This is a genomic window from Enterococcus sp. DIV0682 (genome assembly GCF_051712685.1).
Lineage (GTDB): Bacteria > Bacillota > Bacilli > Lactobacillales > Enterococcaceae > Enterococcus > Enterococcus faecalis.
Genome location: NZ_JBIOPK010000001.1, coordinates 713,196 through 737,985, shown reverse-complemented (window position 1 = coordinate 737,985; position 24,790 = coordinate 713,196). Strand labels below are relative to the sequence as shown.

The 24,790-nt window shown below is 37.2% G+C and carries 20 protein-coding genes, 1 riboswitch and 1 other annotated feature; of the genes, 1 reads left to right on the top strand and 19 read right to left on the bottom strand.

Features of this window, described 5'->3' with window-relative positions; genetic code table 11:
* Positions 1-13 precede the first annotated feature (13 nt).
* The 13 genes from IGK96_RS03560 to IGK96_RS03500 form a co-directional block, all read right to left on the bottom strand.
* Entirely contained in the window at positions 14-3,442 is a 3,429-nt protein-coding gene (locus IGK96_RS03560; RefSeq protein WP_033626118.1) for a pyruvate carboxylase, read from the bottom strand.
* 32 nt (positions 3,443-3,474) lie between these two features.
* A complete protein-coding gene (locus IGK96_RS03555; protein WP_002356686.1) occupies positions 3,475-4,683 on the bottom strand; it encodes an FtsW/RodA/SpoVE family cell cycle protein in 1,209 nt (402 codons plus the stop codon).
* 3 nt (positions 4,684-4,686) lie between these two features.
* Positions 4,687-4,992, bottom strand: a complete 306-nt coding sequence (locus IGK96_RS03550) for a YlaN family protein (RefSeq protein WP_002356684.1) — start codon at positions 4,990-4,992, stop codon at positions 4,687-4,689.
* Positions 4,993-5,218: 226 nt separating this feature from the next.
* Positions 5,219-6,988 carry a DNA helicase RecQ gene (gene recQ, locus IGK96_RS03545; RefSeq protein ID WP_002400864.1) on the bottom strand — a complete coding sequence of 590 codons (1,770 nt, stop codon included), beginning with the start codon at positions 6,986-6,988 and terminating at the stop codon, positions 5,219-5,221.
* Between the two features lie 318 nt (positions 6,989-7,306).
* A complete protein-coding gene (locus IGK96_RS03540; protein ID WP_002400865.1) occupies positions 7,307-8,122 on the bottom strand; it encodes a glycerophosphodiester phosphodiesterase family protein in 816 nt (271 codons plus the stop codon).
* Between the two features lie 74 nt (positions 8,123-8,196).
* Positions 8,197-10,032 (bottom strand): translational GTPase TypA, encoded by a 1,836-nt coding sequence (typA, locus tag IGK96_RS03535; protein WP_002356682.1) that lies wholly within the window; start codon positions 10,030-10,032, stop codon positions 8,197-8,199.
* A gap of 220 nt (positions 10,033-10,252) precedes the next feature.
* Complete coding sequence (locus IGK96_RS03530; protein ID WP_002384205.1) at positions 10,253-11,035, bottom strand: inositol monophosphatase family protein; 783 nt, start codon at positions 11,033-11,035, stop codon at positions 10,253-10,255.
* Positions 11,036-11,314: a UPF0223 family protein gene (locus IGK96_RS03525; RefSeq protein WP_070415964.1), complete on the bottom strand. Its 279-nt coding sequence runs from the start codon at positions 11,312-11,314 to the stop codon at positions 11,036-11,038. It lies immediately after the preceding gene.
* Positions 11,315-11,363: 49 nt separating this feature from the next.
* Entirely contained in the window at positions 11,364-12,629 is a 1,266-nt protein-coding gene (locus IGK96_RS03520; RefSeq protein ID WP_064687312.1) for a voltage-gated chloride channel family protein, read from the bottom strand.
* A 76-nt stretch (positions 12,630-12,705) separates the two neighbouring features.
* Positions 12,706-12,775: riboswitch (Fluoride riboswitch) on the bottom strand.
* 50 nt (positions 12,776-12,825) lie between these two features.
* On the bottom strand, positions 12,826-14,076 hold the full coding sequence (locus tag IGK96_RS03515; RefSeq protein ID WP_002400868.1) for a glycosyltransferase family 2 protein: 1,251 nt from the start codon (positions 14,074-14,076) through the stop codon (positions 12,826-12,828).
* Complete coding sequence (locus IGK96_RS03510; protein WP_002400869.1) at positions 14,073-14,216, bottom strand: hypothetical protein; 144 nt, start codon at positions 14,214-14,216, stop codon at positions 14,073-14,075. The genes IGK96_RS03515 and IGK96_RS03510 overlap by 4 nt, the downstream gene beginning before the upstream one ends.
* A gap of 28 nt (positions 14,217-14,244) precedes the next feature.
* Positions 14,245-18,495, bottom strand: a complete 4,251-nt coding sequence (locus IGK96_RS03505) for a SpaA isopeptide-forming pilin-related protein (RefSeq protein WP_104674523.1) — start codon at positions 18,493-18,495, stop codon at positions 14,245-14,247.
* Positions 18,479-18,757 (bottom strand): hypothetical protein, encoded by a 279-nt coding sequence (locus tag IGK96_RS03500; RefSeq protein ID WP_010707303.1) that lies wholly within the window; start codon positions 18,755-18,757, stop codon positions 18,479-18,481. The genes IGK96_RS03505 and IGK96_RS03500 overlap by 17 nt, the downstream gene beginning before the upstream one ends.
* Before the next feature lie 178 nt (positions 18,758-18,935).
* Between IGK96_RS03500 and IGK96_RS03495 the strand changes: the two genes are divergently transcribed.
* On the top strand, positions 18,936-19,268 hold the full coding sequence (locus IGK96_RS03495; protein ID WP_016618386.1) for a helix-turn-helix domain-containing protein: 333 nt from the start codon (positions 18,936-18,938) through the stop codon (positions 19,266-19,268).
* A gap of 80 nt (positions 19,269-19,348) precedes the next feature.
* On the opposite strand, the gene IGK96_RS03490 is transcribed toward IGK96_RS03495, so the two are convergent.
* The 6 genes from IGK96_RS03490 to tsaB all read right to left on the bottom strand — a co-directional run bounded on the left by IGK96_RS03490 (position 19,349) and on the right by tsaB (position 24,776).
* Entirely contained in the window at positions 19,349-19,849 is a 501-nt protein-coding gene (locus IGK96_RS03490) for an HD domain-containing protein (protein ID WP_002356666.1), read from the bottom strand.
* A gap of 155 nt (positions 19,850-20,004) precedes the next feature.
* Positions 20,005-21,696, bottom strand: a complete 1,692-nt coding sequence (gene argS, locus IGK96_RS03485) for an arginine--tRNA ligase (protein WP_002367081.1) — start codon at positions 21,694-21,696, stop codon at positions 20,005-20,007.
* A gap of 72 nt (positions 21,697-21,768) precedes the next feature.
* Positions 21,769-21,972 (bottom strand) — a binding site (T-box leader).
* 42 nt (positions 21,973-22,014) lie between these two features.
* Positions 22,015-23,061: a tRNA (adenosine(37)-N6)-threonylcarbamoyltransferase complex transferase subunit TsaD gene (gene tsaD, locus IGK96_RS03480; protein ID WP_002374298.1), complete on the bottom strand. Its 1,047-nt coding sequence runs from the start codon at positions 23,059-23,061 to the stop codon at positions 22,015-22,017.
* The gene (rimI, locus tag IGK96_RS03475; RefSeq protein WP_002359702.1) at positions 23,058-23,522 is read right to left on the bottom strand and encodes a ribosomal protein S18-alanine N-acetyltransferase; all 465 of its coding nucleotides are present in this window, start codon (positions 23,520-23,522) and stop codon (positions 23,058-23,060) included. The genes tsaD and rimI (IGK96_RS03475) overlap by 4 nt, the downstream gene beginning before the upstream one ends.
* Positions 23,523-23,530: 8 nt before the next feature.
* Positions 23,531-24,085, bottom strand: coding sequence for a ribosomal protein S18-alanine N-acetyltransferase (gene rimI, locus IGK96_RS03470; RefSeq protein WP_002387121.1), 555 nt, complete (start codon positions 24,083-24,085; stop codon positions 23,531-23,533).
* Positions 24,057-24,776, bottom strand: a complete 720-nt coding sequence (tsaB, locus tag IGK96_RS03465; RefSeq protein WP_002370459.1) for a tRNA (adenosine(37)-N6)-threonylcarbamoyltransferase complex dimerization subunit type 1 TsaB — start codon at positions 24,774-24,776, stop codon at positions 24,057-24,059. The genes rimI (IGK96_RS03470) and tsaB overlap by 29 nt, the downstream gene beginning before the upstream one ends.
* Positions 24,777-24,790: the final 14 nt, after the last annotated feature.

Here is a 24,790-nt window from a genome sequence, read left to right as displayed (position 1 = left end):
TTCCCCTCTCATCTTATTTTTCTTTCACTTCTAATAACAAATCACCTGAGCTGATTGCTTCGCCTTCTTCAACATAAATGTGATCTACCGTGCCCGCAAAACGTGCTTCGATAGTCGTTTCCATTTTCATGGCTTCTGTAATCAGCAACGGCTGACCTTTTTCTACTTTATCGCCACGTTTGACCAATACTTGTAGAACAGAACCAGACATCGTTGCGCCGATTTGTTCTTTATTAGTTGGTTCCGCCTTTTGTTTTACTTGAACAGCAGACTTAATGGAGGCATCTTTAACTAAAACCTCACGACGTTGCCCATTCAAATTGAAGAACAAGACACGGTTTCCGTCAATATCAGGTTCGCCAATTTCATCTAAACGAATAATTAACGTTTTTCCTCGTTCAATTTGAACTTCCAATGTCTCTCCTTGACGAATACCATTAAAGAATGTTGGCGTATCTAATAAGGTTATATCTCCAAAGGTTTCGTATTTTTGACGATACTCTAAAAATACTTGTGGATACATTAAATAACTTAAAACTTCTTCCAATTTAGGTTGATACCCAATTTTTTCGGCTAATTCTTCTTGTACTTTTGCAAAATCAACAGGTGCTGCTAAGTCACCTGGCCGCTCTGTGAAGGCTGGTCGACCTTTTAGAATAATTCGTTGGAGCTCTTTCGGGAACCCACCAACTGGTTGACCTAAATCACCTTGGAAAAAAGTCACAACGGATTCAGGAAAACTTAGTTCTTCGCCACGCGCATAAACATCTTGTTCTGTCAGATTATTTTGAACCATGAAGAGTGCCATGTCTCCCACGACTTTTGAAGATGGCGTCACTTTTACAATATCGCCAAACATCAAATTCACTGTGTGATACATTTTTTTGATTTCATCCCAACGGTGCCCTAAGCCTACCGCTTTTGCTTGCTGCTGCAGATTAGAGTATTGACCACCAGGCATTTCATGCATATAGACTTCTGTTTGCGGGGCATTTAAGCCATTTTCAAATGGTTGATAATACATGCGCACATCTTCCCAATAATGATTGATTTTCTGTGCATTATCAATGTTAATAGTTGGCGTCCGTTCACCATTGACTAAAGCATAATATAGACTGTTCATACTTGGCTGGCTAGTTGCACCACTCATCGCACTCATTGCGACGTCAACAATATCAACGCCTGCTTTAGTAGCTGCTGAATATGTGATGATCCCATTGCCACTAGTATCGTGGGTGTGGAGATGAATTGGTAAATCCGTGGCTGCCTTTAATTCACTAATTAAACGATAAGCAGCTTGTGGTTTCAATAAGCCAGCCATATCTTTAATCGCAATGATTTGTGCCCCTAAATTTTCCAATTCTTTAGCCATATCAAGGTAATATTGAACATTATATTTTGCTCGGGCTGGATCATTGATGTCCCCAGTATAACAAATTGCTGCTTCCGCAATTTTTCCGGTATCCCGAACGACTTGAATACTTTTTTCCATTTGAGGAATCCAGTTTAAGCTATCAAAAATTCGGAAAACATCGACTCCTTGGCGAGCGGATTCTTTAATAAATTCTTCAATAACATTATCAGGATAATTTTGATAGCCTACCGCATTAGATCCTCTGAACAGCATTTGTAAAAGTGTGTTTGGCATCAACTGACGAATTTTTCTTAAACGTTGCCATGGGTCTTCGGTTAAGAAGCGATAGGCAACATCGAACGTAGCGCCACCCCACATTTCACTAGAAAACAGCTCAGGCAGGGCTGCATCAGTTAGACCAGCAATTGCTTTAAAATCTTGTGTTCTCACACGAGTAGCTAATAAACTTTGGTGCGCATCACGGAACGTGGTATCTGTCATTAACACACTTTCTTGATTCTTAACCCAATCGATGACGGCGGTTGCTCCTTGAGCGTCTAGAATATTTTTAGCTGTGATCACTTTTTCTGGAACTTCAACATCTGTCGGCACGCGCGGAGCTTCAAAATATTTTTTCTCCGTTCGTTCAATGCCAGGGAACCCATTGACCGTTACTTCTCCAATGTATTTCATCGTTTTATTGCCACGATCGCGCATACGAGGAAATTCAAATAATTCAGGTGTATTATCAATAAAGGTTGTTTTGGCTTCCCCAGATTGAAACGCTGGATAGCTCACAACATTTTGTAAAAACGGAATATTTGTTTTCACGCCACGAATCCGAAATTCTTTTAAGCAGCGTTGCATTTTACTGATTGCCTGTTCAAAAGAGAAACCATGCGTACAGACTTTAACCAATAAAGAATCAAAGTAAGGCGTCACAGCGTAGCCAGAATAAGCATTTCCTACATCTAAACGCACACCAAACCCACCTGGTGAACGATACGTATCAATTTTCCCTGTATCTGGCATAAATTGGTTCAAGGGATCTTCAGTCGTAATCCGACATTGAATAGCCGCGCCTTTTAATGTCAATTCGTTTTGTTTTGGCAAATGCATATCTTTATGCAAATCAAGCCCTTGCGCAATTTGTAATTGAGAGATCACAATATCAATATCTGTAATCATTTCTGTGATAGTATGTTCTACCTGAACACGAGGATTCACTTCAATAAAATAAAACTGATCCCCTTCTACTAAAAACTCAACCGTTCCCGCATTCACGTAGCCGACATGCGCCATTAACTGCACAGCAGCCGAACAAATGGCTGCTCGTTGTTCTTCATTCATTGATACACAGGGTGCGACTTCTACCACTTTTTGGTGGCGCCGTTGAACGGAACAATCACGTTCAAATAAATGCAAGACATTCCCATGGTGATCGCCTAAAATTTGTACTTCGATATGTTTAGGATTAGAAATATACTTTTCAACATAAACCTCGTCAGAACCAAAGGCTGCTTTCGCTTCACTTTTTGCTCTTTCGTAACCTTCTCGTGCTTCTTTGGCATCGTGGGCAACGCGCATCCCGCGACCGCCGCCACCTAAAGCAGCTTTAATCATGATAGGAAAGCCATGCGTTTCACCAAAAGCTACGACCTCTTCCACCGTTGCTACTGGCCCGTCTGAGCCTGGAATCGAAGCAATCCCCGCAGCTACAGCTGCTTCTTTCGCTTTAATTTTATCGCCAAAAATATCTAAATGATGTGTTTTAGGTCCGACAAAAATGATTCCTTCTTCTTCACAACGTTCGGCGAAGCGTAAGTTCTCAGATAAAAAGCCATAACCAGGATGAATGGCATCTGCTCCCGATTTTTTGGCAATTTGGATAATATTTTCAATGTCTAAATAGGCTTCAATTGGTTTTTTCCCCTTACCAACTAAATACGCTTCATCTGCTTTGAAACGATGAACAGAATACTCATCTTCTGCAGCATAAATCGCTACTGTACGGATATCTAATTCTGTACAAGCTCTAAAAATTCGAATCGCAATTTCGCCACGATTGGCAACTAATACCTTTTTCATAACGTCACTCCTACCATCAATTTCCTTCAAATTTATTGGTTCTGTTCTAAAGATAAATAGTACTCATTTTCTAATTTCTGACGTGTTTCATCTGCACTGATATTCAGGACAAAGGCCACAGCAATCGAAATAATCAGCAAACTATTCCCACCTTGACTCAAGAACGGGAAAGTAATTCCTGTTAATGGAATAATCCCAGTAATCCCACCAACATTAATAAAGACTTGAATTAATAACATTGTACCAATTCCAATACACATTAGTGAATTAAAAGGTTTCTTCGAGCGTACACCGACTAAAATAATTCGCGCAATCATAAACATCAACAATCCTAAAATCGCTAGACCGCCGATAATGCCTAACTCTTCTAAAGTAATCGCAAAGATAAAGTCCGTATGTGCTTCTGGTAAAAAGCCTTTTTTCTGAACACTATTCCCTAGACCTTTGCCAAACCAGCCGCCATTACTGATTGCATAATAAGAATTAGCTAACTGATGGCCTAAGTTCCGTTCATCTAAAAATGGATTTTTAAAAACAGCAAAACGATTATAAATATATTGGTAACGCGCTGGGAAAATTTTTCCTTTAGACATAATTAATAACTGAATAGCCGTGATACTACCTAAAATGCCCAAGCCACCGACCAAGTAGGTATACATATAATTAATCCCACTTGCTAAAACCATCACGATGGTAATTAATGTTAGAATGGCCGCATTCCCGAAGTCAGGCTGGATTGCAACTAGAGCAATTAATACAAAAACGAGCATCAACGGTCGCCCGGCAGCTTGTTTAAATTGATCCATGCCTCCATTAATTGTCTTTTGTCGCCGTGCTAAAATATAAGACAAATACCAGACAACCATGATTTTTAAATACTCAGCTGGTTGCATCGAAAATCCACCAATCTCAATCCAACCACGTGCGCCGTTAATTTCTTTCCCGATACCAGGAATCCGAACGGCTAAAACCATAACCGTAATTACTGCAATGGCAAACATGATAAAACTTCGATTCTGGAAAACGGATGTTTTCATCTTATAAATAAAAAACATTGCAACTAACCCTACTACCCAAAAGGCAACCTGGTTAATAACGAATGACGTAGGTGAAAAACCTTTCATTACTTGTAATGCGGATGTGGAACTATATACCATAATCAATCCCACGATACTTAAAATTAAATATGGAATAAAAATACTATAGTCTAGCAAATGCCGTTTCTTTACTTTGTTTGGCAAAGCTTAACCCTCCTTGCCAATCTCGTTTTTTTCTTGTGTTTCTTCATAAACATCTGTATATAATTGATTCAATTCGCGTTCTAAATCACTTAGTAAGCGATGTCCTTCATCATTAGTTAAAATCCCCAAACGGGTCGCATAGGTCACTTGTCTTGAAAAACCATACATTTGTGTATCCACCACTTCTTCAAATGCTTTACATTGAGAAATGCACAAACTGTTTTTTTGATTACGAATAAGCATTTTAATGCGTTCTGCATCGTCTTCTAATAATTGAATGGCAAATTTCTTTGAAATTCCTTCGTCCATTTGTACAGAACCTCCCTATCTTAATTAAATAATTATAACATAATTCTCAGTTAGATACATGATGATTTCAGAAAATTTCCTTTAAGAAATTTTCTAAAACCAAGCGATATATTAAGTAAGAAATCTCTTTATATAACAAGCTTATTTTATCAATACAACAACAAATACATTAAAAGACTTTTTTCTTATTTTCTGCTTTTAATTTTAAATAAAATAACAAACTATATCATTTTTTCGTCTCTTGATATTCTTTAATTACTTCTAAAAAGGCGGTGCCATATTTATCTAATTTATTTTGGCCGACCCCTTTTATTTGCAATAATTGAATCGTTGTTTGCGGTAATTTTTCACACATTTCTTTAAGTGTACTATCGGAAAAGACTACATATGGCGGCACGCCTGCCTCTTGAGCCATGTCCATACGTAATTCGCGTAATCGTTCAAACAAGGCATCATCCACTGCTACTTTTCGAACTTTTTGGTCTTCTTTTCGGAAGACTTTCCGTTCCCCTAAAAGCACCTGAACACCTTCTGTCGAGACTGATAACAACGGAAATTGCCCATCAGAAGGAATTAAATAACGTTCTGCTGTCAAATAATCAATCAGCTGTGTGACTTCTTTTTGTGTGCGACCTTTCATTAGTCCGTATGTTGGCAAACGATCAAAATGCCATTGATCAATTTTTTGATCTTTTGAACCAGTCAAGACTTTACCAACTAAGCCCTTACCGAAACGTTCTCCCATACGTTTTACACAAGACAAGACTTTTTGGGCATCGACCGTAATATCGACTAATTCTCGATTATCCAGACAATTCGAGCAGCGACCGCAGTCCGTCCCTTCTTCACCAAAATAGCGTAAAATATATTTTTGTAAACACATTTGTGCATTCGCATATTGTGACATTTCCCGTAATTTCAAGTACTCTTTCTGCTTATAATCAATGGTCATTTCAGATTGTTCAATAAAGTATTGTTGAATTTGCAAGTCTTGTGGAGCAAACATTAACACAGCATCACTAGGCAGACCGTCACGACCAGCTCGGCCGGCTTCTTGATAATAAGATTCAATATTCCCTGGTACTTGTGCGTGAATGACAAAACGAACATTACTCTTATTAATCCCCATACCAAAGGCATTTGTTGCTACCATCACTTGCACTTGATCATACAAGAATGCTTCTTGATTTTCACTACGTAACTGTTCACTCATGCCCCCATGATACATCCCAGCCGCAATTTTTTTATTCTCTAATAAATGATAAATTCGTTCAACTTCCTTCCGCGTGCTTGCATAAATAATACCTGATTGCCCAGTATTCATCTTTAAATATTCCAAAAGAAAAACGTCTCTGTTTTGATCTTTCACGACTTGAAAAGATAGATTTTCTCGAGCGAATCCTGTTTTGATTTCATTTTCTGGTGGAATGCTTAATTGCTTGACAATATCCTCCGCTACTTGTGGCGTTGCTGTAGCTGTTAGTGCAATCACGGTTGGTTGTTGTTGAAATTGATCGATAATCTCTGCTAAACGCAAATAGCTTGGACGAAAATCATGCCCCCATTGTGAAATACAGTGTGCCTCATCTACTGCCAATAAATCAATCGGTACATGTGTCAGCATCTGTTGAAAATCATAAGATTCTAATCGCTCTGGCGCAACATACAATAGCTTGACTTCTTTGTTAACCGCTAATTGAATACGATGATTCATTTCTTGATAGGAAATGGTACTATTGATATATGTAGCTGGAATCCCCATTAAATTCAGGGCATCTACTTGATCTTTCATTAAAGAAATTAATGGTGAAATCACCAATGTTAAATTATCCAGAAGTAAGGCTGGCAACTGATAACAAATCGATTTGCCTCCACCTGTTGGCATAATGCCTAAGACATTTTCTTGTCGCAATACATGACGAATAATCGTTTCTTGTCCTGGCCGAAAATCATCATAGCCAAATGTATCTTTTAATAATTCTTGTAATGCACTCATTTATTGCGCTCCAATCTTTGTTCTACAAGTCATTTTAACACGCTAATCTAACAGGAACAAGGTGTGTTAAACCAAGACACAATCGTGAAACACCAGTTAACGTGAAACATCAAAAAGAATGAAAAATTGTGAAAGCTTGCTATCAAAAGCTTTCAAAAATAACGACATTTGCTTGTTGTGGATAACGAGTAGTTATCCACACATAAAAAAATAACCTTATCTTAAAAATACGCATTAATCCGTTTTTTTCATAAAAAAAACCAACTATTTTCGTAGTAAAACGAGCATAGTTGGTTTAAATGTTTATTTGTCGAAAAATTATTCAGCTTTATCTGGTACAACTTTATCTGTTTCAATTAAAGGTACTTTCATTTTTTTCAATTCTTGATATCGCTCTGAAGTTTGAACACCGTATACTTGATAACGAATTCCAGAAACATTGAGTTTCTCAATGACCGCTTCATCCGCAATATCATTAGCGACAGATAATAATGCGTTTTTATATGATTTAATTTTTTTTATCTCTTTAGGAATATCTTCTTTTTTATCACATAACCATGAGACAGTAGCATCTGGATACTTTTGAATCACAAAATTCCGACTTGGCTCATCACTAATCACAAAAAAGCTTCGATCATAAATTTCATATTTTTTTAAGATGTCCATAACATTTTTAACAAAGTGTCCATCTAACCAGTTTCCTTTAGATCCATCAACATTAACCATCAATCCATTATTTGCAGCTGCTTCAATTGCTTCTTCAAACGTTGGAATTTTTATTGATGTGTTTTCATATTTAGGATAACTAGCCGTTTTTATACTTAATTTTTTTAATTGTTTCATGGTAAATTTTTCTGATTTTCCCTGTCCATTCGTTGTTCTATCCAATGTATTGTCATGCATTAAATATAATTGACCATCTTTATTGCTACGAACATCAATTTCTACACCATTATAATTCTGGTTAGCTGCTTCATTAATTGCTTCAACAGTATTTTCTGGAGCTTTATTATGATCTCCACGATGAGCTATAATTTGTGTCTGGTTTTTAGGTAATAAACGTTCAACAGAACTATTAGCACACCCAGTTAATAGAAATACCCCTACTATCAGAGATTTTGCGATTTTATTCACTTATCCACACAACTCCCTTACTTATTAAAAGAAAAAGTACAATAGCCATTGGCATTTTGTACTTTTCAAAAAAATTATTCAGCTTTTTTCTTTTTCTTGCTTGCTTTTTCGCGTTCGTTTTTGTTAAGAATTTGTTTTCTTAAACGGATGCTTTCTGGTGTTACTTCACAGTATTCATCTTCATTCAAGAATTCTAATGATTCTTCTAACGTTAATTTTTTCGGTTTTTTGATGACTGATGTTTGGTCTTTCGTTGCCGAACGAACGTTAGTCATTTGTTTAGCTTTTGTGATGTTCACAGTTAAATCGTTGTCGCGGTTGTTTTCCCCAACAATCATTCCTTCGTAAACTTCTGTCGTTGGTTCAACGAAAACTGTACCACGTTCTTCAATACTCATGATTGAGTAAGTCGTTGCTTTACCAGTATCGATTGAAACTAGCGCTCCTTGATGACGGCCACCAATCGTTCCTTGAATCATTGGTAAGTATTGATCGAAGGTGTGGTTCATAATACCATAACCACGAGTCATTGATAAGAATTCTGTTGAATAACCAATTAAGCCACGAGCTGGTGCCAAGAAGATTAAACGCATTTGTCCGTTACCGGCATTAATCATATCTTGCATTTCGCCTTTACGTAAACTTAGGGATTCAATCACGCTACCCATGTATTCTTCAGGTGTGTCAATTTGAACACGTTCAAATGGTTCACATTTAACCCCATCAATTTCACGTTCAATAACTTCTGGACGAGAAACTTGTAATTCATAGCCTTCACGACGCATGTTTTCAATTAAAATTGATAAATGCAATTCGCCGCGGCCTGATACAGTCCAAGAATCTGGGCCAATTGGATCAACACGTAAAGATACGTCTGTTTGTAACTCAGCCATTAAACGTTCTTCGATTTTACGAGCGGTAATGTATTTTCCTTCACGTCCCGCAAATGGAGAATTGTTAACTAAGAAAGTCATTTGTAAGGTTGGCTCATCAATGTGTAGAATTGGTAATGCTTCTTGATTGTGAACATCTACAACTGTTTCCCCAACGAAAATGTCTTCCATTCCAGAAACGGCAATTAAATCACCCGCTTTTGCTTCATCAATTTCCACACGTTGTAAGCCAAAGAAACCTAAAATTTTCGTTACACGGAAATTTTTCACGCTGCCATCTAATTTCATCAACGCAACTTGGTCGCCGACTTTCATTGTGCCACGGAACACACGGCCAATCCCAATACGTCCAACGTAATCGTTGTAGTCTAGTAATGAGACTTGGAATTGAAGTGGTTCGTCTGAATTGTCAACTGGAGCTGGCACATGTTCAATAATTTTATCAAAAATTGGGGCCATTGTTGGCTCTTGATCTGCTGGATCATCTGATTCACTTGAAGTTCCGTTTAAAGCAGAAGCATAAACAACTGGGAAATCTAATTGATCGTCGTCTGCGCCTAATTCGATGAATAACTCTAAAACTTCATCTACTACGTGTTCAGGACGAGCAGAAGGTTTGTCAATTTTATTAACAACCACGATTGGTGTTACTTTTTGTTCTAATGCTTTTTTCAATACGAAACGTGTTTGAGGCATTGTTCCTTCATACGCATCGACAACTAAAACAACACCGTCTACCATTTTCATGATACGTTCTACTTCACCACCGAAGTCCGCGTGTCCTGGTGTATCTAGAATGTTGATACGTGTACCGTTATAATCTACGGCTGTATTTTTTGCTAAGATAGTAATTCCACGTTCACTTTCAAGTGCATTGGAATCCATTGCACGTTCTTGTAATTGTGTGTGTCCATCTAAAGTGTCAGATTGTTTTAAAAGTTCATCTACTAAGGTTGTTTTACCATGGTCAACGTGGGCGATAATTGCCACGTTACGAATATCATCTCTGTATTTCAATTTAATTGCTCCTTATCTATATACGCTTATGTTACTTAAGTCCATAAAAGCCGACTGCTTATTATAGCAAACTTTTTTCATTAAAAAAAGGCTTTCGCCTGCAAAAATAATGAAAGTTTTAGAAATTATTCGGCTTTTTCTGAAAACAAGGACATTTTTTTACAAATTTTTCTCTTTTAAAAGAGGAAGAGCCTTACCTTTCAGCAACGCTCTTCTTTGATTATTCCGATTCATTTAAATATCGGGTAAATACTTCATCATAGGTTTCAGGAGTTGCTGCAATAAAGTATTCACGACCCGTAAAAGTTAATGGTTTTCCTGTAATACCAGAGTATTTAAACCCAAATTCTTCCAAAAGTACTAAGCCAGCTGCATAATCCCAAGGACTTAGATTAGATAAATAGCCATGATGGTTGCCTTTTAACATAGCAATAATTTCCAAACCTGCACAACCGCTAATACGCACGCCCATGCTTGCTTGTCCGATTTCCGTTGCGTGATGAATATTTTTTCCATGCATGTAAGCATTCATGCCCCATAATCCATCTGCCAAGGCTTTCATAGTAGGCGCTTTTAATAATTGATTATTCCGATAAACGCCAAGCCCTTTGCCACCCCAATAAAGTTCTTCTCGCATCACATCATAGATAAAACCTAATTTACCAATGCCGTCTTCATAAACAGCTAACATAATACAAAAATTTTCTCTTTCCATCACGAAATTCATTGTGCCATCAATCGGATCGATGATCCACACGCGACCAGCAAAACTTTTTAAAGTATTGTAGCCTTTTTCTTCCCCTAAAATTTGATCTTCGGGAAAATTTGTTTGAATTTTATTCATTAAAAATTCTTGGGTTTGTTCATCCATATTTGTCACTAAATCGGTGCGGCCATTTTTCTGTTGAACGGTTAACTCTGATTCCAAGTTCATTCGAATCACATCGGCTGCTTCAAAAAGCCAACTTTGAATTGTTTGAACAAATTTTTGCGTTTCAGTCATCTAATCATCCCCCAGCTTTAATTTACCGCTTCCCTGTTTTTTAGCTTGTTGAAGCGTACGATATAACGAATATCCTGAAGCACTTTCAAATTCACGACCTAAGCGTTTTTCTTCGCCGATACTTTTAACGACCGTTTTAAATTGTTGATAGGTTGTTAAAAATTTGTCAACAGGCAAGCCTGTTTCGTTGGCTTGCTCAACTGCTGTCCACATATTAGTGACAATCACCATTTCTTCTGTCGTCCAATCTAAATCTAATGGATATTGATAGTCTTTCATGTCTTCACCTCATCTTCTCTAGTTTAGCATATTTTCGTAAAAAAACATCTTATTTACGTCGATTTTTTAATGCAGTAAAGAGAGGATATTCTGCTGTTCCTTTGCGATACAAACTTTGTTGTGAAGCATAAATACCACTATTTCCAGAACACATAAAACTGATTAAGCAGACCATGAAAAAATAGACTGCCGCTTCACTACCAAATAGTTCAATGCCCATAATGAAACAAGCAATCGGCGTATTCGTGGCGCCAGAAAAAACACCAATAAATCCTAAACCTGCTAAAAAAGGAATTGATAGATGTAACAAAGGGGCCAAAGAACTACCTAACGTAGCCCCAATTTCAAACAATGGCGTTACTTCCCCTCCTTGGAACCCAGCACCCAGGGATAACACCGTAAAGAATAATTTCCCAACAAAATCAAAAGGCTGCGCATTGCCTGCAAAAGCATCTTCTAATAAAGGTAAACTCAAGCCTAAATAACGCTGGTTGTTTAAGACGAGCACAAACAGAACGACAATGGACGCCCCAAGAAACGCACGAAGGTAGACATTAGCAAACCAATTTGCGTAGGTCTTTTTTAAAAAGACAATGGAACGACTAAAAACCCAACCTGCCAAACCAAAACAAATCGATGCCAAAAATAATTTTACAAATAGATCAACCGACCAAGTCGGAATTTTGCCCATCGGATAATGCGTATGTGTTACACCAAAACTTTCAGTCACAAAATTAGCAAATAAGCCTGCAAAAAAACTTGGGAAAAGTGCCTCTGCACGAACTTTTCCAATCGCCAAAACTTCTAATCCGAAAACCGTTCCCGCTAATGGTGTGCCAAAAACAGAACTAAAACCTGCACTAATTCCGCTAATAATAATTACTTGTCGTTCCAAAGCGGACAGTTTAAAGACTTTTCCTACAGCATTTGCGATTGCGCCCCCCATTTGCACCGCCGTCCCTTCACGACCAACAGAACCACCAAATAAGTGCGTAGTAATCGTGCCAAACAATGTTAAAGGAATTAAGCGCAAGGGAATATCTTCTTCCCCGCCATTGCCTTGTTCAATCACTAAGTTATTTCCTCGGCTAGCATTTTTCCCAAAACGCGTATAGAAATACGTAAAAACGACACCGCTAATGGGGAGGATAAAGAGTAACCAAGGATTTGCTAAACGAACATCTGTTACATAAGTGAGACTCTTTAAGAAAAAGGCGGATAACGCCCCCATAAATAAACCAATAATTGCGGTAATGAGCAACCATTTTGCCATATAACCGCCGATTGATAGTAGTTGCTTTGTTTCTTTTTTCACTTTACATGCTCCTTTACAATTTTCTTATCGCCAATCCTAGCGTACAGAAAAAGCCTACCAAAGGGTACACTTCTCCCGTTTGGTAGGCGTCATTAATTTATTCGTCCGATAAATAGTTCGTGGTGAACACCATCACCATGTTGCTATTAAACTATTAAAAATAATACCACGCAACTCTGGAAAGTGCAATAAAAAATCAATTGCGTTCCGTTTTTATCCACGTGCTATTCCCTTTAATAAACCGATAATAAGCCATTACCACACTAACGAATAAAATTAAGTACATGTAGGAAATAGTAAAAGGTAAACTAATTAGCCCCAATTTTGCCGGTACTTCTAATTGAAAATTTTTCAACTCGCGATAATAGTTGATTGTAAAAAAAATGCCGAAAACTAGCGAAATACTGACAGCCAAAGCAAAACTAATACCTAGAGATAACGAAAAACCTAACCTATACAAGTGTTGAAGTTGAAGCCCAGTTAAAACAAAAACGAGGATTCCTGCGACGAGATTAATAAAGGGTTGCGCTAAAAAATAATAGATGCCGCACTTCTGCCTTAGCGTTAATGACTTTGATTTAATCACCCTGGGTAAATACGCTAGACAATCTAAATTCCCTTGAACCCAACGGCTTCGTTGCCGAATAAAACGTTTCACATCTCTCAGTGCTTCTTGAGCCATAAAGGCCTCGTCAATATAAGCAATCGATAACTCTTTCAGCATTAATTTAATGGTTAACTCATAGTCATCCAATAAAGCATTTCCCCAAGGCTGATAACCTAAGTGTTCGGTAATCATTGATAACCGAAAAAACTGACCATTGCCACCAAGTCCGATGGTTTTTGTTGCCCGACGTGCCTTTTGAATAAAATTATTAATCGTAAAAAACTCAACATCTTGTGCAATAAACATAAAACTTGTAACATCTTTCATTTTGATTCTTGTTTGCGCAGCACAGACTGTTGTATCTGCGAAAACAGCAGTTAGTTCATTGATAATATTCTCACTAAAAAAACCATCTGCATCCACTACTCCCACCAATATTTGATTTCGTGAGTAGTCTTTTTTTTCTGCATCTGCTAATACAATTTGGAAAGCATGGTTCAAAGCGGCGCCTTTGCCTTGTTGCGCATTAGGAAATTGACGAGACAGAACTTGGATTGGACCAGCAATACTGTCCATCATTGCTTTGGTTTGGTCCGTTGATCCATCATCAATCGCAATTATTTTTTTCTTAATTGGTAAAGCAACCAGTTTTTTTAATGTTTCTCCGATGACTTTCTCCTCGTTTACACACGGTACAAGAAAGTAGCAGAAAAATTCTTCTGCTACTTCGACTTCTCTTCTTGTTTTTTTTCTTGTTCGAAAACTGAGAAATAAACTTGTAAATAAATAGGTTAAGAAAATGAACATAATTACTTTGTATAACTGATACAAATAAATCATGTAATTTGTCCTCTTTTCAAAAAATAACGATATAGAATGTAGGCAGTGACAATTGAAACTAGAATAACACCAATTAAATCAGTCACGAAAAGGGCGCCCGTTGAAATTACCCCAAGTTTCGGTAAAGCGGATTGACTCATTAGATACTCCTTTCTCTCTATTTGTTTTTTACCAACACACCACCACGATAACCATGACACATCCCCCATAATAATATCTTGGCGGATTATAGTACACAGGTGGATTATAGTTAGTGATGGGTGGCACATAGGGCCAAACTGTTGGTGGCGGTGGATTATAAACTGGTATTCTGCGATTTTCTCGAACAATTGCAATTGTTTGCCCCGCATGATTTTGCATCAGACTGACACGTGTTGGCGTAGTATTTCGTGAATAACCAGCTGGCGCTTGAACTTCTCTAATTTCATACACTCGGTTTACGGATAGTCCACTGATAGTAACTGTACCATCTCCCCCAGTTGTCACTCTTTGTGTATAGCCGTTAGTTGTATCTTTCCATTCAAAAACAGCGCCTGCTAAACGTACTTTTGTTTCAACATCTTGTTTAATAATTTTAATAGCACCATAGTTTGCTTTATTGTTTAACACTAACGTATACGTTTTTGCGCCTTGGCCTCGTAAGTCAATCCGATGGACCCTACTATCCAACGCATACCCAGTTGGCGCTTGAATCTCGGTGATTTCATAAATACGATCTGACGATAATCCTGGAATCAGTACTTCACCATTTCCATTTGCTGTAAATGTTGCCGTATAGTTATTGGTGGTATCGCGGAATCTAAATTTTGCGCCTGCTAAACGTTGTTTTGTATCCGTATCTTGCTTAATAATTTTGATAGCGCCCTGTTGTGATGTATTATTCAAGACTAGTGTATAGGTTTTACCACCTTGTCCACGTAAATCAACTTTATGAACACGTCTATCTATGGTATAGCCGTTTGGTGCTTTAATTTCTGTGATCTCATAGATACGATCACCGGCTAATCCAGTAATCAGTACTTCACCGTTCCTATTCGCTGTAAACGTTGCAGTATAATTATTGGTTGTGTCTCGGAATTTAAATTGTGCGCCTGCTAAACGTTGTTTCGTATATCCATCTTGCTTAATAATTTTGATGGCACTTTTTTGTGCTTGATTATTTAAGACTAATGTATAGGTTTTACCACCTTGTCCACGTAAATCAACTTTATGAACACGTCTATCTATGATATAGCCATTCGGCGCTTTGATTTCTGTAATCTCATAGATACGATCACCGGCTAATCCAGTAATCAGTACTTCACCGTTCCTATTCGCTGTAAACGTTGCAGTATAATTATTGGTTGTGTCTCGGAATTTAAATTGTGCGCCTGCTAAACGTTGTTTCGTATATCCATCTTGCTTAACAATTTTGATGGCGCCTTTTTGTGCTTGATTATTTTTGGTAAACGTGTAGGTTTTGCCAGCATAATTCGAAGGTAAAAGAACTCTATGCACCGTTTTGTCAAGTATATAACCATTTGGTGCTTTTATTTCTGTAATTTCATAAATCCGGTTGACGGAAAAATTATATAAAGTTGCTTCACCATTAGCATTAGCAGTTACTACGCCTGTATTCCCGTTCACTGTGTCACGCCATCTAAATTGTGCACCTGCTAAACGTTGTTTTGAATAACTATCTTGTTTAATTAATTTTAAATTGCCACGTAGCGCAACATTTTCAATGGTATAATAACCAATCTTGTCAGCAAAATTAGTCGTTAGGGTAACTCGGTAAGTCTTGTTATTTAAGATATAGCCGTTTGGTGCTTTAATTTCTGTAATTTCGTATACACGATTGACTGGCAAATTCGTTATCAGGGCTTGTCCGTTTTTGTCAGCTACAACTGTTCCTTCTTTTCCTGTCACCGTATCACGCCATTTGAACTCTGCACCTGCTAGACGTTTTCTTGAATCTTTGTCTACTTTGATTATTGCTAGACTACCTTCTTGCGCTGTATTTTCAATGGTATAATAACCAATTTTATCTGCAAAATTAGTCGTTAGGGTAACTCGGTAAGTCTTGTTATTTAAGATATAGCCGTTTGGTGCTTTAATTTCCGTAATTTCGTATACACGATTGACTGGCAAATCTGTTATCAGTGCTTGTCCATTTTTGTCGGCTACAACTGTTCCTTCTTTTCCCGTCACCGTATCACGCCATTTGAACTCTGCACCTGCTAGACGTTTTCTTGAATCTTTGTCTACTTTGATTATTGCTAGACTACCTTTTTGCGCTGTATTTTCAATGATTACTGTCACTACTTTATTTGCCTGTGCAGTTGTTAAAGTGACTTTATGCACGGTTTTGTCTAGTACATAACCTGTGGGTGCTTTCGTTTCTGTGATTTCATACGTACGATTGACGGATAAGTTGGGAATTGTGACCGTTCCATCGGTTCCAACTGTCACTGTTCCTGTTTTTCCTGTCACCGTATCTTTCCACTGAAATTCTGCGCCTGTTAAACGTTTTTTACTGTCTTTGTCTTGTTTAACAATTTTGATAGACCCTTTTTGCGCTACATTGTCAACAGTTACAGTCACTACTTTATTGGCTTGTGCAGTTGTTAAAGTGACTTTATGCACGGTTTTGTCTAGTACATAACCTGTGGGTGCTTTCGTTTCTGTGATTTCATACGTACGATTGACTGCTAAATTGGGAATTGTGATGGTTCCATCGATTCCAACTGTCACTGTTCCTGTTTTTCCTGTCACCGTATCTTTCCACTGAAATTCTGCGCCTGTTAAACGTTTTTTACTGTCTTTATCTTGTTTAACAATTTTGATGGAACCAATTTGTACTTGCTGCTTATTCTTCACCCGATATGTTAAAGTGTAGTCGGCTTTTCCAGCAAATGAAATAGGATGTTTAGTATCGTCTAATTCATAGCCATTAGGTGCCTTCGTTTCAACTAAATAATATTCTCCATCAGGTGATAAATTTGAAAATAACAGCTCGCCATTTTCATTCGTGACACCTTTTTCTATTAGATTATTTTTTTGGTCATACAACGAAAATTCAGCACCCGCTAAACGCTTCGCCTCATTATTTTCATCTACTTTTTCTACTTTTAATTGATTTTCTAAACGTGTATTTTCTTTTTTCAGACGAATCGTCTGAGTTTGGCCTGATTTAATTTCAAATGATACTGGCGTTGCATCTAATTTATAGCCGGGTGGTGCTTTAACCTCAATTAATTCATATTGATCAGGTTCTAAACCAGCTAAACGGATTTGTCCAGATTGATTGGTCCTTAAATTCTCTTGAATAACTTGTTGTGTTTTTTTATTCACAAGTTTGAAAATAGCGCCTTGCAGAACTTCAGCTGTCTCTGCGTCTATTTTTTCTAAAATAACACCACCTTGACCTGTTCCTCCACTATTTTCATCCGCAGTGATATAAGCGATGTCTTCATCTTCCCAAGCATCGAATCCCTCATTAGAAATACGCATATAGGTGTAATTTGATAGTAAGGCATCACTTGGAATATTTTCATTTGGAATTGTTTCTAAATAAATATAATAGGCGTTTTTGTTAGAAAGATAACTGCCCGTAGCCGTTGGTATTCCTTCAAATTTCTCCGCTTCATAATTAAGTCCGCTTTTAGAAGCATGTTTTTGGAAAAATTGACTAGCATCGTAACTGTATTCATCATGCTCTAAATTCCGAATCATTTCACCATTTACTTCTAAAATAGGCTGCTTGGTGAGATACGCGGCAATACTGTCAACAGCTAATGTTTGGTTTGGACCTACATTATCTAAAAATTTAAAGGTTGTTTTTTCTGAACCTGAAAGTCCTGCTTGGTTATAGTTAAAATAGATGACCCAAGCAACTCTTCCTTCTGGCGTAAAACCTAAAGGAACTTTCCGAACGAGCTCAGTTTCTGGAACTTTCTCAACATATTGCCCAATGTTAATCATTGCAACTTTTTGTGAATCTCCAAAAGTAAAAGTCACTTTATCTTCAAAATTTTCTGACAAATTTTGGTTATATCGTAATTTTAATTCTAAATCAGCTGAATAGTCTACAATATTTTGCAACGCTTTAATCGTCCAAGTTCCATCATCATTTGGAGTCACTCGAAGCCCATCACTGATTTCAAAAGGTGTCATTGAATAGGAATATTTTTCGCTATCCATTCTTAATGTAATCGTCTCTCCAATTGCTAATTCGGAAATTGATAACGCCAAGGAAACAGTTGCCCAATCTTTTGTCGCAACAATTTCCGTCTTATTTTCTGGATACTCCACAGATACAGACCGAATTTGCGGTCCACTTTCATTATCTATCGCATAAGAAATAATACTTGTATTAGATCCTAAAATAATAAAAATAATTAAACAAAGCGAAAATAACTTATTAATAATTTTTTTCATTCATCACAATCCTTTCAACATCAATATGTGTCTTTTTAGACACTAACTCACTAAAAAAAATAGTCATAATTTCTTCATTCTTCAAATCCAACAACTGTGAAATCAATTTAATATCCGCTGCTTTGAAAACAACTTCTCCTTTTAATTTTTTGTAAATCGTTGAAGCGGATACGGGCTGCCCGTATGCAGTCATTTCATTTGCCAACCATTCAACATTTTTTCCTTTCATTCTCAATTTTGAGTGAATTAAATTTGATTCCATTTTACTCTCCCCCTTTTCCACTCTTCGTGTCTAATAAGACACAGAAATTATATCATTTTGTGAAAAAAACGTCAATATCATTAAAATCAAATAACTTTTTTGTTATATTTGTTATATCTACTTTCAAAAAAACATGTTTCTTTTGCGACACTTTTTGTGCTAGAATGTTTTTACGGAGGTGGTTTTTTTGAAAGAAAATTTTTTGAAGCAAAAACGGATGGAGAAAAATCTTACATTAGAACAAGTTGGAAATTTTGTTGGTGTTGGAAAAAGTACCGTCAGGAAATGGGAAACTGGAATGATTGAAAATATGGGGAGGGATAAAATTGTCGCCTTATCTAAAGTTTTAGATGTATCACCTCTTGAAATCTTAGGTATTCCTGAAACGGAAGAAACGCCACTTGTTGTCCCGACCAATATTATGAATGTTTACAAACAATTGACAACTGAAAATCAAGAAGCAGTCTATCGATATGCTCAAAAGAAATTAACAGAACAAAATTACTTTTAATATTTATTTTAAATAGATGAATGTTAGACTTTTTAGTCAACGTCAAACAAAAAAAGCTTATCCTTCCGGATAAGCTTTTTTTAGATTGACTGTTGGCCAAAATACTGACGCCATTTGGTTTTCATGGCTGTCGTCATCGGCAACGCTGCTTCTTTGACAGCACAATATTTGTCAACAAAGGTTACAATGTAACTTTCTTTGTATTTTGGTGGTGCAATAGTTGCGCCCCACATATGTTTAATAATAATGTCTCGTTCTAAATCAGACAACTCTGTAATTTTTTCAGCATTTTTGGCTGCAATTCGTGGATGAACATAGGCATGAGAGCCTTCGTCAAACTTTGTTGTGCGCCAATCATAGTAAAACAAATCATGCAATAAACCAGCACGAGCTGTTGCACGAGCATTGCCGTTCCAACGCTTTGCTAATTTATAGCTATGATAGGAAACACTAATTGAATGTTCTAAACGAGTTGAATGCATATGTTGTGTGTATTCTGCTAATTTTTGGACTTCTTCGGTTGCTAATAAATCTTCTACATAAGAAAGATATTCTTCGTCTTCACGCCATTTTTCTGTCATATAATTGGGTGCCACCTTTTCTAATCCTTTTATAACTTGACTCGAGTATAGCACCCCAGCTATTTAATTACTATGAATTTCTCAATCTGTAACTTAACTTTAATATTTGCTTAATAAGTTTAGCGTTCAACGCAGTAAAATTTTCACAAAAACTTCTACATTTCTTCTGGTGCATGTAATCCTAGTAAACGTAAATCTTCTTTTAAAACAGTAGCTACTGCATAAACTAACGCTAAGCGTGCCTCTTTTTGAGCATCTTCATCCAAAATCCGAACATGGGCATAATATTTATTGAACGCTTGTGCTAAATGAATGCTATGTTTCGCAATAACAGATGGTTCATATTTTTCAGCAGCTTGCATCACAGTTTCAGGGAATTTTTGTAACAACTTCACGACTTCCCAGCTATCCTTGTCATTTAGTGCATAACGTTGTGTAGCGTCTGGTGTAAAGTTTGCTTTACGTAAAATACTCATCGCACGAGCATGTGTATATTGAACATATGGGCCAGTTTCGCCTTCAAAACGAACAACTTCATCTAATACAAAATCGAAATTATTTAGACGATCATTTTTAAGGTCATGGAAAATAACTGCACCTACACCAACTTGTTTCGCCACTTCTTCACGATTTGCTAAGTCTGGATTTTTCTCGTTAATTTGATTTCCTGCTAAAGTAACAGCTTCATTCAATACTTCTTCTAATAAAACAATTTTCCCTTTACGTGTGGATAATTTTTTACCGCCTTGAGTAATTAAACCAAACGGAATGTGTTCCATATCATCTGACCAGTCAAATCCTAGTTCTTTCAAGACTGCTTTTAATTGTTTGAAGTGATTGCTTTGTTCGTTGCCGACTACATAAAGTGATTTGGCAAAATCATACGTCCGTTTACGGTAAAGCGCAGCAGCTAAATCCCGTGTGATATATAAGGTCGCACCATCTGATTTACGAATAAGTGCTGGATTTAAATTATATTCTGTCAAATCAACAATTTCTGCACCTTGATTTTCTGTTAATAAATGTTTTTCTTCTAATAAAGTAACAATTTCATCCATTTTATCATTATAAAAGGCTTCGCCATTATAAGAATCAAATTCAACTTCTAACATGGAATAGATTTTATCAAATTCTTTTAGAGACTCGCTACGGAACCATTTCCATAATTCATTGGCTTCTTGGTCTCCTTCTTCTAATTTTTTAAACCAAGCACGTGCTTCGTCTTCTAATTCTGGTTTTTCTTCTGCTTCTTCATGAAATTGCACATATAAGCGCAATAATTCATTAATTGGTTGTTGGCGGACTGCTTCTTCAGAACCCCATTTTTTATAAGCTACAATTAACTTACCAAACTGTGTACCCCAGTCACCTAAGTGGTTAATCCGAATTGGCTGATACCCAATTTTTTCTAAAATAAAGGCAATTGAATTCCCGATTACCGTAGAACGTAAGTGCCCCATAGAAATTGGTTTAGCAATGTTTGGTGAAGACATATCAATAGGAACATTGCCATTATTGCCAAAGGTACTGTTTCCGTAGTTGTTTTTTTCTTTGACTACTGCGCCAATGACAGCTTGACTGACTGCTTCTTTATTCATGAAAAAGTTTAAATAAGGTCCTACCACTTCAATTTTTTCAAAATTTGTGCCATCAATTTTTTCTGCTAATTCTGCTGCAATTTGTTGTGGTGCTTTACGATAAATTTTAGCTAATGAAAAGGCTGGAAAAGCAACATCTCCATGATCAACAGATTTAGGATTTTCCAATAATTGTTCGATTTGATCCATCGTTAATTCTTCATTTAAAACATCATGTAACGCTTTTGCTACGATTTCTTTGTTGTTCATAAGAACCCTCCTGATTAATTTGTAAGTATAAAAAAACAAAAACGTCTCTGACAAAACAAAATGATTTGTTTTGTCAGAGACGAGAATTTACCCGCGGTACCACTCTAATTGTCTATACTACTTGGATAGACCTGCTTCATCGATAACGGTGATTGCCGTCTGCTTTCAGCAGAATTCTAAAAGTGCGCTTCCTCATTCCGATCACTCTTGGCTCCCACCTTCCCAAGATCGCTAAGCTGACGTTGAAATAAGTACTCTCTTTATCATCGAATGTCATTGTTAAACTGGCTTCATTATAGCAAATTTTTGTCTAGCTGGCTAGCCTTCTTCACTAATTGTCATAAAACTAACGCCAGGTTCTGCATTTAAGTTATACGAAGCAAAGTGATTCTTTTCAGCTTCGATAAAGGCGGCAGCGCCAATCATCGCCGCGTTATCCCCACAAAGTTTTAATGGCGGAATAAGTAATGTCACTTCTGGTAATTGTTCACTGATTGCATGTCTCATTGCTTCTCGTAATCCTTGATTCGCAGCAACGCCCCCAGCAATTAGCAATTGTTTAACAGGATATTCTTGACAAGCACGAATGGTTTTAGTCACTAATACTTCTACCACACTCGCCTGAAAACTTGCGGCTAAATCCTTTGTAGACAGTACTTCACCACGTTGCTCTGCATTATGAACCGTGTTAATAAATGCACTTTTTAAGCCACTAAAACTAAAGTCATAGTTATCCTCTTTTAGCATCGCCCGTGGAAATTGATAGGTATCTGTGCCTTCATGGGCCAAAGCATCAATCTCTTTGCCACTAGGATAAGGCAACCCTAACACACGTCCGACTTTATCATACGCTTCACCAGCTGCATCATCACGTGTTTCACCAACAATTTCGAAAGAGCCATCTTCTTTCATGTAGACCAATTCCGTATGTCCTCCACTAACGAGTAAGGCCATCAATGGAAATTCGAGCGGTGCCACAAAACGGGCAGCATAAATGTGCCCAGCCATATGATTGACTGGAATAAGTGGTAATTGGTGCGCCCAAGCAAATGCTTTTGCTGCAGAAAGTCCTATTAATAAAGCACCGACTAACCCAGGCCCATAGGTCACAGCAACGCCACTAAGCTCTTCTGGTGTGACTTTTGCTTCTGTTAATGCTTCTTCAATACAGATCGTCACTTGTTCAACATGATGACGACTCGCAACTTCTGGAACGACTCCGCCAAAACGTTGATGGCTCTTAATTTGCGAAGCTACGATATTGGAAAGAATTTTGTCGCCATCTTCAATGACAGCCACACTTGTTTCATCACAGCTACTTTCCACAGCTAATAATAATTTACGTTCTTTTGTAAAAATTGTCATTGGGCTTCCTTCCTTAATTTCGCACACATTACAAAGGCATTTTCTTGCGGTTCTTTATAATAATTTTTTCGAACAGCTACTTTCCGAAAACCTGTTTTCTCATAAAGTTTTTGAGCTAGTGTATTCGATTCTCTGACCTCTAAGAAAATTTGTGTAATGTCACGACTTTTAACATATTCTTTAAAAGCTTTCATTAATTGACAACCAATTCCTTGGTGTTGTTTCTGACCATTCACAACAACGTGACTAATTTCTGCTTCATCTAAAATAAAATGATAGGCAATATAACCTAACCACTGGCCATTTTCAACTAAAAAAAGATATTCGCTATTTTCCTGAGCAAAATCTTCCGCGAATTGTGTTTCTGTCCAAGGGGAGCCAGTTGTATAAGAAGAATTACTAAAACGCCATAATTCTTCACCAATATTTGCTACAGATATTTCTTTTTTTGTTACTAACATTTTTTTCTTCACTCTTCTTTTAAATCAATTATCATTTCTAGTGCGTCTTCATTATTTTCGTCATAATAGCCTTTTTTTACCGTCTGTGAGACAAAGCCAATTTTTCGATATAAACGTTGGGCTTTAACATTACTCATTCGTACTTCTAGCGATAAGGTTTCACAACGATTTTTCTTGGCAAAAATTCGCGTTTCTTCTATTAAAGAACGACCTAAACCTAAGCCTTGGTATGCTGTATGGACAGCGACATTCGTAATGTGTGCATCCGTTCCTTGAATCCGACAACCAATAAAGCCAACTGTTTTTCCGTTAATTGCCGCTAACAAATAGAGATGCGGCGCTTTTGAGCCAAGTTCTGCCATGAAAGCAGACATCGTCCAAGGAAGTTCCCCAGCGTAAACTTCACGTTCAATTGCTAGTAAATCCTTAATATCTTGGTAGGTGATTTCACGCAATTGAAATTCTTGCTGGTTCATTGCAATGGTTTTAGTTATATACCGTTGCCGTCTTTTTGTAAAGTATTTTGTCACAAAATTAAAGTTTTTCCACATAGCTTTCTCCATTAGGCGTGTGTGTCTTCAACCAATTTTCTTCCGCTTCTACTTTTTTCAAATACGCAGGTAAGAACCCATGAACATTTTCAACAGGTTCAGCCACACTACCTAACGCAGCCAAAACTGCGGCATTAGGAATTTGCCATTGCGGGACATCACAAATTTCTCCATGAGGAATGATTTGAGCTATTTCTTCAGTGAATTTTTCAACATCTTCACCAACAAAAAAAAGATTTGGTTCATTTTTTAGTTGTTCTAATAACTCCCGCAGGGAAATATGTTGGTCCGGTAACTCATTTTGCCACACGCCATTGACAAACCGATAAGCACCAGCATAGACGTTTTTACGACGCGCATCAAAAAGAGGCACAACTAAACCGGTTTGTCCAACACAATTGGCAGCTAACGTTTGTAGACTGGAAATGCCTACTAGCTCTTTCTTTAAAGTATAGGCCAATGTTTTGGCAGTCGTCACGCCTAAACGTAAACCAGTGTATGATCCAGGTCCTTCTGCTACGACAAAACGATCAATTGCCGTTGGCGCCAAGTTCAATTGACTCATCAAATAGTCAATTGCCGGCATTAATGTTAAGCTATGATTTCTTTTAACCGTTGCTGTATAACTTCCCAGAATTTTTTGATTTTCACACACAGCAATACTCAATGTTTGGTTAGATGTATCTATTGCTAAAATTCGCACACGAATCCCTTTCC

What these genes read in the sequence shown, in the direction of transcription:
- IGK96_RS03560 (WP_033626118.1), bottom strand. Translation starts at nt 3,442, where the DNA reads ATGAAAAAGGTATTAGTTGCCAATCGTGGCGAAATTGCGATTCGAATT.
- IGK96_RS03550 (WP_002356684.1), bottom strand. Translation starts at nt 4,992, where the DNA reads ATGGACGAAGGAATTTCAAAGAAATTTGCCATTCAATTATTAGAAGAC.
- recQ (WP_002400864.1), bottom strand. Translation starts at nt 6,988, where the DNA reads ATGAGTGCATTACAAGAATTATTAAAAGATACATTTGGCTATGATGAT.
- IGK96_RS03530 (WP_002384205.1), bottom strand. Translation starts at nt 11,035, where the DNA reads ATGACTGAAACGCAAAAATTTGTTCAAACAATTCAAAGTTGGCTTTTT.
- IGK96_RS03525 (WP_070415964.1), bottom strand. Translation starts at nt 11,314, where the DNA reads ATGAAAGACTATCAATATCCATTAGATTTAGATTGGACGACAGAAGAA.
- IGK96_RS03515 (WP_002400868.1), bottom strand. Translation starts at nt 14,076, where the DNA reads ATGATTTATTTGTATCAGTTATACAAAGTAATTATGTTCATTTTCTTA.
- IGK96_RS03510 (WP_002400869.1), bottom strand. Translation starts at nt 14,216, where the DNA reads ATGAGTCAATCCGCTTTACCGAAACTTGGGGTAATTTCAACGGGCGCC.
- IGK96_RS03505 (WP_104674523.1), bottom strand. Translation starts at nt 18,495, where the DNA reads ATGAAAAAAATTATTAATAAGTTATTTTCGCTTTGTTTAATTATTTTT.
- IGK96_RS03500 (WP_010707303.1), bottom strand. Translation starts at nt 18,757, where the DNA reads ATGGAATCAAATTTAATTCACTCAAAATTGAGAATGAAAGGAAAAAAT.
- IGK96_RS03490 (WP_002356666.1), bottom strand. Translation starts at nt 19,849, where the DNA reads ATGACAGAAAAATGGCGTGAAGACGAAGAATATCTTTCTTATGTAGAA.
- argS (WP_002367081.1), bottom strand. Translation starts at nt 21,696, where the DNA reads ATGAACAACAAAGAAATCGTAGCAAAAGCGTTACATGATGTTTTAAAT.
- tsaD (WP_002374298.1), bottom strand. Translation starts at nt 23,061, where the DNA reads ATGACAATTTTTACAAAAGAACGTAAATTATTATTAGCTGTGGAAAGT.
- rimI (WP_002359702.1), bottom strand. Translation starts at nt 23,522, where the DNA reads ATGTTAGTAACAAAAAAAGAAATATCTGTAGCAAATATTGGTGAAGAA.
- rimI (WP_002387121.1), bottom strand. Translation starts at nt 24,085, where the DNA reads ATGGAGAAAGCTATGTGGAAAAACTTTAATTTTGTGACAAAATACTTT.